6 protein-coding genes are annotated in these 6143 nt (G+C 73.7%); 1 reads left to right on the forward strand and 5 read right to left on the reverse strand.

Annotated features, from left to right (window positions below; translation table 11 throughout):
* The 4 genes from AC1DQC_RS11845 to hrcA all read right to left on the reverse strand — a co-directional run bounded on the left by AC1DQC_RS11845 (position 1) and on the right by hrcA (position 4139).
* On the reverse strand, positions 1 to 999 hold the full coding sequence (locus AC1DQC_RS11845) for a PhoH family protein (RefSeq protein WP_477051430.1): 999 nt from the start codon (positions 997 to 999) through the stop codon (positions 1 to 3).
* Between the two features lie 111 nt (positions 1000 to 1110).
* The gene (locus tag AC1DQC_RS11850) at positions 1111 to 1869 is read right to left on the reverse strand and encodes a 16S rRNA (uracil(1498)-N(3))-methyltransferase (protein ID WP_477051431.1); all 759 of its coding nucleotides are present in this window, start codon (positions 1867 to 1869) and stop codon (positions 1111 to 1113) included.
* 22 nt (positions 1870 to 1891) lie between these two features.
* Positions 1892 to 3019 carry a molecular chaperone DnaJ gene (gene dnaJ / locus AC1DQC_RS11855; protein WP_477051432.1) on the reverse strand — a complete coding sequence of 376 codons (1128 nt, stop codon included), beginning with the start codon at positions 3017 to 3019 and terminating at the stop codon, positions 1892 to 1894.
* A gap of 97 nt (positions 3020 to 3116) precedes the next feature.
* Positions 3117 to 4139 carry a heat-inducible transcriptional repressor HrcA gene (gene hrcA, locus AC1DQC_RS11860; RefSeq protein WP_477051433.1) on the reverse strand — a complete coding sequence of 341 codons (1023 nt, stop codon included), beginning with the start codon at positions 4137 to 4139 and terminating at the stop codon, positions 3117 to 3119.
* A 135-nt stretch (positions 4140 to 4274) separates the two neighbouring features.
* On the opposite strand from hrcA, the gene AC1DQC_RS11865 reads away from it, so the two are divergent.
* The gene (locus tag AC1DQC_RS11865) at positions 4275 to 5132 is read left to right on the forward strand and encodes a DUF3097 domain-containing protein (protein ID WP_477051434.1); all 858 of its coding nucleotides are present in this window, start codon (positions 4275 to 4277) and stop codon (positions 5130 to 5132) included.
* A gap of 54 nt (positions 5133 to 5186) precedes the next feature.
* Here AC1DQC_RS11865 and AC1DQC_RS11870 read toward each other — a convergent pair.
* Positions 5187 to 6143: hypothetical protein (locus tag AC1DQC_RS11870; protein WP_477051435.1), on the reverse strand; the 957-nt coding region annotated here is incomplete at its 5' end.

The raw sequence follows: 6143 nt of genomic DNA on the forward strand, positions 1-6143 counted from the left end.
TCAGCTCCTGTCCCAGCGCGCGTACGCGTCGATGATCTCGCTGACCAGGCGGTGCCGGACCACGTCCGACGAGGTCAGGCGGCAGAACGCGACGTCGTCGACCCCGCTGAGGATCTGCTCGACCACGCGCAGGCCGGAGGTCTGCGACGACGGGAGGTCGACCTGCGTGATGTCGCCCGTGACCACCACCTTCGAGCCGAAGCCGAGGCGGGTCAGGAACATCTTCATCTGCTCCACGGAGGTGTTCTGCGCCTCGTCGAGGATGATGAACGCGTCGTTCAGGGTGCGGCCGCGCATGTACGCGAGCGGCGCCACCTCGATGGTGCCGGCCTCCATGAGGCGCGGGATCGACTCGGCGTCCACCATGTCGTGCAGCGCGTCGTACAGCGGCCGCAGGTAGGGGTCGATCTTGTCGGACAGGCTGCCCGGCAGGAACCCCAGCCGCTCGCCCGCCTCGACCGCGGGCCGCGTGAGCACGATGCGGTGCACCTTGCGGTCCTGCAGCGCCTGCACGGCCTTGGCCATGGCCAGGTACGTCTTGCCGGTTCCGGCGGGCCCGATGCCGAACGTCACGGTGTGCCGGTCGATCGCGTCGACGTAGTCCTTCTGGCCCGGCGTCTTGGCCCGGATGGTGCGGCCGCGGCCCGTGAGGATGTTGAACGAGAGGACGTCCGCCGGCCGCGCCGTCGACGCGGCGGTGAGCATGGCGACGGAGCGGGTCACCACGTCGGGCGTCAGCGGCGTGCCGCCGGCCGCCATCTCGACCAGCTCGTCCACCAGCCGCGACACGAGCGCCACGTCGCCGACCGGCCCGGCGAGGGTCACCTCGTTGCCGCGGACGTGGATGTCGACGCTGGTGAACCCGGACTCGATGCTTCGGAGCACCTCGTCCCGGAGCCCGAGCAGCTCGACCATCGAGACCTCGGACGGGACGCTGATGCGGTGCTCGACGCGCGCGGGTGCCCCGGAGGGCCGCTCTGCGGATGTGGACTCGGCCATGTGCTCGGCGTGCGCCGTGCGCTCCTTAGGTCGGTGGTGGTGTGCGGGTCAGGCCCAGGTGTCCCGGGCAGACGACGACAGTCTACGAGCCGACACCCACAGGATTGGCGCTCATGCCCAGCGACCCAGCCGCTCGGCGAGCAGCGCCAGCGCGACCGGCCCGGCCGTCGACGTCCGCAGGACGTGCGGACCCAGCCGGACGGACCGCGCCCCCGCCTCCACCAGACGCCCGAGCTCGCTCTCGCCGATGCCGCCCTCGGGGCCGACCACGACGAGGCACTCCCCCGTGCCCGGAAGCGCGGCCGCCGCGATGGCGTCGGTGGCGTCCTCGTGCAGCACGAGAGCGACCCCGCCGGCCGCGACGACCGTGCGGACGCGCTCGGCCAGACTCCGCCCGTCGACGGCCAGCTCGACGTCGGGCACGCGGGCGCGTCGCGACTGCTTCGCGGCCGCCCGCACGGTGCCCAGCCAGCGCGCCCGGCTCTTCGCTGCCCGGTCGCCGCGCCACACGACGATCGAGCGCTCCGCCTGCCACGGCACCACGGCGTCGACGCCGACCTCGGTGGCGGCCTCGATCGCCATCTCGTCGCGATCGCCCTTGGCCAGCGCCTGCACGAGCACGAGCGCGACGTCGGGCGCCGGCTCGACGACACGCTGCTGCACCTGCACGAGCACGCCGTCCGCCGTGACGGCGCCGACCACCCCGACCAGGCGCACGCCCGAGCCGTCGACGACGTCCACCCGCTCGCCCGGCCCCCGGCGCTGCACGACCCCGGCGTGGCGGCCCTCGGCGCCGCCGAGCAGGTACGTGCCGCCGTCGGTCACGCCGTCCAGCGACCCGGGCTCCGCCAGGAAGACGGGCGCGCTCATGACGCGGTCGGCGCCGTCATGCTCAGCGGCCCGAGAGCTTGTCGCGCAGCTTGGCGAAGACGCCCGTGTTCGACGCGGCGAGCCGCGCCTCGGGACGCTCCTCGCCGCGCAGCGTCGCCAGCCGGCGCAGCAGCTCGGCCTGCTCGTCGTCCATCGCCGTGGGCACCTGCACCTCGACGTGGACGTGCAGGTCACCGCGGCCGGCCGCGTGCAGGTGACCCACGCCGAGGCCCTTGATCGTGACCACCTGCGCGGGCTGCGTGCCCGGCCGCAGGTCGACCTCGCGGGCCCCGTCCAGGGTGTCCAGCGTGAGGACGGTGCCGAGGGCGGCCGCAGTCATCGGGACCTCGAGCGTGGCGTGCAGGTCGTCGCCGCGGCGCACGAACGTGTCGTTCTTGCGCTCGCGCACCTCGAGGTAGACGTCGCCGGCCGGGCCGCCGGCGGGGCCGACCTCGCCCTGGCCCGTGAGCTTGATGCGGGTACCCGTGTCGACACCGGCGGGCACGTCCACGCTGAGCGTGCGGCGCGACCGCACGCGACCCTCGCCGGAGCACTCGGTGCACGGCTCGGGGATGACGGTGCCGAAGCCGTGGCACGCGGCGCAGGGCTGCGTCGTCATGACCTGGCCGAGGAACGACCGGGCGACCCGCTGCACCGAGCCGCGGCCGCCGCAGACCTCGCAGGTGCGCGGCGAGGTGCCGGGGCGGCAGCACGAGCCGCTGCAGGTCGGGCACACCACCGCGGTGTCCACCGGCACATCCTTGTGGACGCCGAACGTGACCTCCGCGAGGTCGAGGTCGAGCCGCACGAGCGCGTCCTGCCCGCGCCGGGCGCGCGGGATCGGGCCCCGCTGCGCCGCCGCGCCGGTCGCGGCGCCGAAGAACGTCTCGAAGATGTCCTGGAAGCCGAACCCGCCCCCCATGCCGCCGCCGGGCGAGGACGGGTCGCCGCCGAGGTCGTACGCGCGGCGCTTCTCCGGGTTGCCCAGGACGTCGTACGCGCGCGACACGTCCTTGAACCTGTCCTCGGAGCCCGCGTCCACGCCCGCGACGTCGGGGTGGTGCTCGCGGGCGAGCTTGCGGTACGCCTTCTTGATCTGCTCGGGGCTCGCGTCACGCGGGACGCCGAGGACCTCGTAGTAGTCGGTCACGAGAGGGGGTGCTCACTTCCAGCTGTCGGTGACAGGTTCTGCGCACGGGTCGGTCCGCAGGTGTTCGTGCAGGTCGGTGCCGGGGTCGGGGTGCGGGTCATTGCGCCAGGATGCGCGTCAGGTAGCGCGCCACCGCGCGGACCGCCGACATGGTGCCGGGGTAGTCCATCCGCAGCGGGCCGATCGAGCCGACGCGGGCCACCGATCCCCCGCCCTCGTCGCCGTAGCCGGTGGTCACGAAGCTCGTCTCGAACAGCCCGTCGTGCTGGTTCTCGCGCCCGATCCGCACGGAGACCGTCGCCGAGTCCTCGGCCATCTCGGACAGCAGCCGCAGCAGCACGACCTGCTCCTCCAGCGCCTCCAGGACCGGGCCGATCGCGCGGACGTCGGTCCCGCCGACCCGCGCCAGGTTCGCGGTGCCGGCCAGCACGACGCGCTCCTCGCTCTCCTGCGCCAGGGTCTCCTCGACCACCGCGACGACGGCGGCCACGAGGGCCTGGTCGGCGGGGGCGAAGGCCTCCGCGAGCTCGCCGAGCGCCACCGGCAGCTCGGAGAGGCGGCGGCCGGCCGCACTGACGTTCAGGCGCGAGCGCAGGCGCGCGATGACCGACTCGTCGAGGTCGAGAGCGAGCTCGAGCGTGCGCTGCTCGACCCGCCCCGTGTCCGTGATGAGCACGACCAGGAGGTGCCGCGCACCGACGGGGACGAGCTCGACGTGCCGGAGCGCCGAGCGCCGCAGCGACGGGTACTGCACGACGGCGACCTGCTGCGTCAGCTGCGCGATGAGCCGGACCGCGCGGTCCACGACGTCGTCCAGGTCCTGCGCGCTCTCGAGGAACGCACCGATCGCGCGCCGCTCGGGGCTGGACAGCGGCTTGACGGTGGACAGCCGGTCGACGAACAGCCGGTAGCCCTTGTCCGTCGGCACGCGCCCGGCGGAGGTGTGCGGCTGGGCGATGAAGCCGCCCTCCTCGAGGGCGGCCATGTCGTTGCGGATCGTCGCGGGCGAGACACCCAGGGAGTGCCGCTCCACCAGCGCGCGCGATCCGACGGGCTCCTTCGTGGCGACGTAGTCCTCGACGATCGCCCGCAGCACGTCCAGCCGTCGGTCCTCGCTCATGTCGCCTCCTCCGATGCTCAGATGGGTAGCACTCCCCACGCGCGAGTGCCAATGCTACGCCGCGGAGCCGACACCCACGGGGCGACCGGTGCGCGCCTCGGCCGGGCCGCCCGCGCGGCCCCCTAGGCTGCCCGGGTGAACGACGACCGCTACGGCTCGGACGTGCTCGGGGGTACCGCCTCGACGCACCACCGACCCGCCCGCACCAGCCGCCCGCAGCCCGCCGACACCGGCCTCGTCGTCGAGGAGGTCACCACCGGGTGGGTCGGTGCCGTCGTCCGGGTGGAGAAGTCGGGCGGCCAGCACGTGGTCGTGCTCGAGGACCGCCGCGGCCGCACCCGCACCTTCCCGCTGGGACGGGGATTCTGGCTGGACGGCGAGCCCGTGGCCCTCACGGCGCCCGTCCGCGCGCCGGCGCCGGCTCGGCCCACGCGGACCGCCTCGGGCTCGGTCGCGGTCCACGACGCCCGGGCGCGGGTCGCGCGCGGCAGCCGCATCTGGGTCGAGGGCAAGCACGACGCCGAGCTGGTGGAGAAGGTCTGGGGCGACGACCTGCGCCTCGAGGGCGTCGTGGTCGAGCTGCTCGACGGCGTCGACAACCTCGCCGACGCCCTTCGCGACTTCTCGCCGGGACCGGGGCGCCGGGTCGGCGTGCTCGTCGACCACCTCGTCACGGGATCGAAGGAGAGCAGGATCGCCGCCGACGCCGTCCGCGGGATGCCGGCCGGCTCGGTGCTCGTGCTCGGCCACCCCTACGTGGACGTGTGGCAGGCCGTCCGCCCCGAACGCGTGGGCCTGTCCGCGTGGCCCGTCATCGAGCGAGGCACGGAGTGGAAGCGCGGCATCCTGCGCGAGCTGGGCTGGCCCGCCGACGAGCAGGCCGACGTCGCGCGCGCCTGGCAGCGCATCCTGCGCTCGGTGCGCAGCTACGCCGACCTGGAGCCGAGCCTGCTCGGGCGCGTCGAGGAGCTCATCGACTTCGTCACGGCATGACGGTGCAGGGTGTGCCCGGTCGCCCTCCGGGTGACCGGGCACACCGTGCCGTCCTCAGGCGGCGATCGGGTCGCCCAGCAGCCGCTTGAACAGGAACGCCGTCGCGAGGAGCACGACCGGCACGGCCACGAGGAGGCCGATCCCGCACAGGATCGCCCCGGCGAAGAGGATCACGATGCTGAGCAGGTAGAACAGGATCGTGATCGACAGGTTCGCCGTGATGAGCTGGTAGCTCGCCTTGATCGCGTCGACGGGCGACAGGTGCTTGTCGATGACGAACCAGAACGTGAACAGCAGCAGGAAGTTCACGACGAGCGCGACCAGCCCGCCGAAGAACGGGATGAGGTTCAGCACTACGCCGATCGCCGCCAGCAGCAGCGCGGTCAGGATGATCGGACCCGCGTCGACGAACTTGAAGAAGTCGCCGAACGACAGCTCGCGCCCCTCGGTCACGGTCAGCGCCGCTCGGATGAAGGCCGCCTGGATCAGGTACCCGATGAGCGCGACCGCGGCGTAGAACACGATGAGCCCGAACGAGATGCCGAAGCCCATGCCGCTGCCGATGCCGTTGCCGTTCGGGTCAAACAGCGAGGCGAAGCCGCCGAAGATCAGCGCGACGATCGTGAACACGACGATGGCGGCGACGAACCACACCAGCGCGGCACCGATGAACAGGCCGCCGTGGCTCGTGAACTTCCGCCACCCGTAGGAGTAGGACTCGCCGATCGGCGACGGCTGCACCATGGGCGCGCCGTAGCCGCCCGCGGGCGGCGGGTAGGAGCCCGGAGGAGCCTGGCCGTAGGGGGGCGCGGGCGGCGGATAGCCGCCGGAGGCCGGCTGACCGTACGGCGAGCCCTGCGGGGGGTAGCCGGCAGGCGGCTGCCCGTAACCGGGGGGCGGCGGGTAGGCACCGGCCGGCGGCTGCCCGTAGCTGGGCGGGGGCGGCGCGACGGGCGGTGCGGGCGGCGCCACCGGAGGGGCCGCGGGCGGGACCGGCGGGGCCGGCGGGAC

This window comes from Cellulomonas sp. P4_H12, assembly GCF_056400905.1.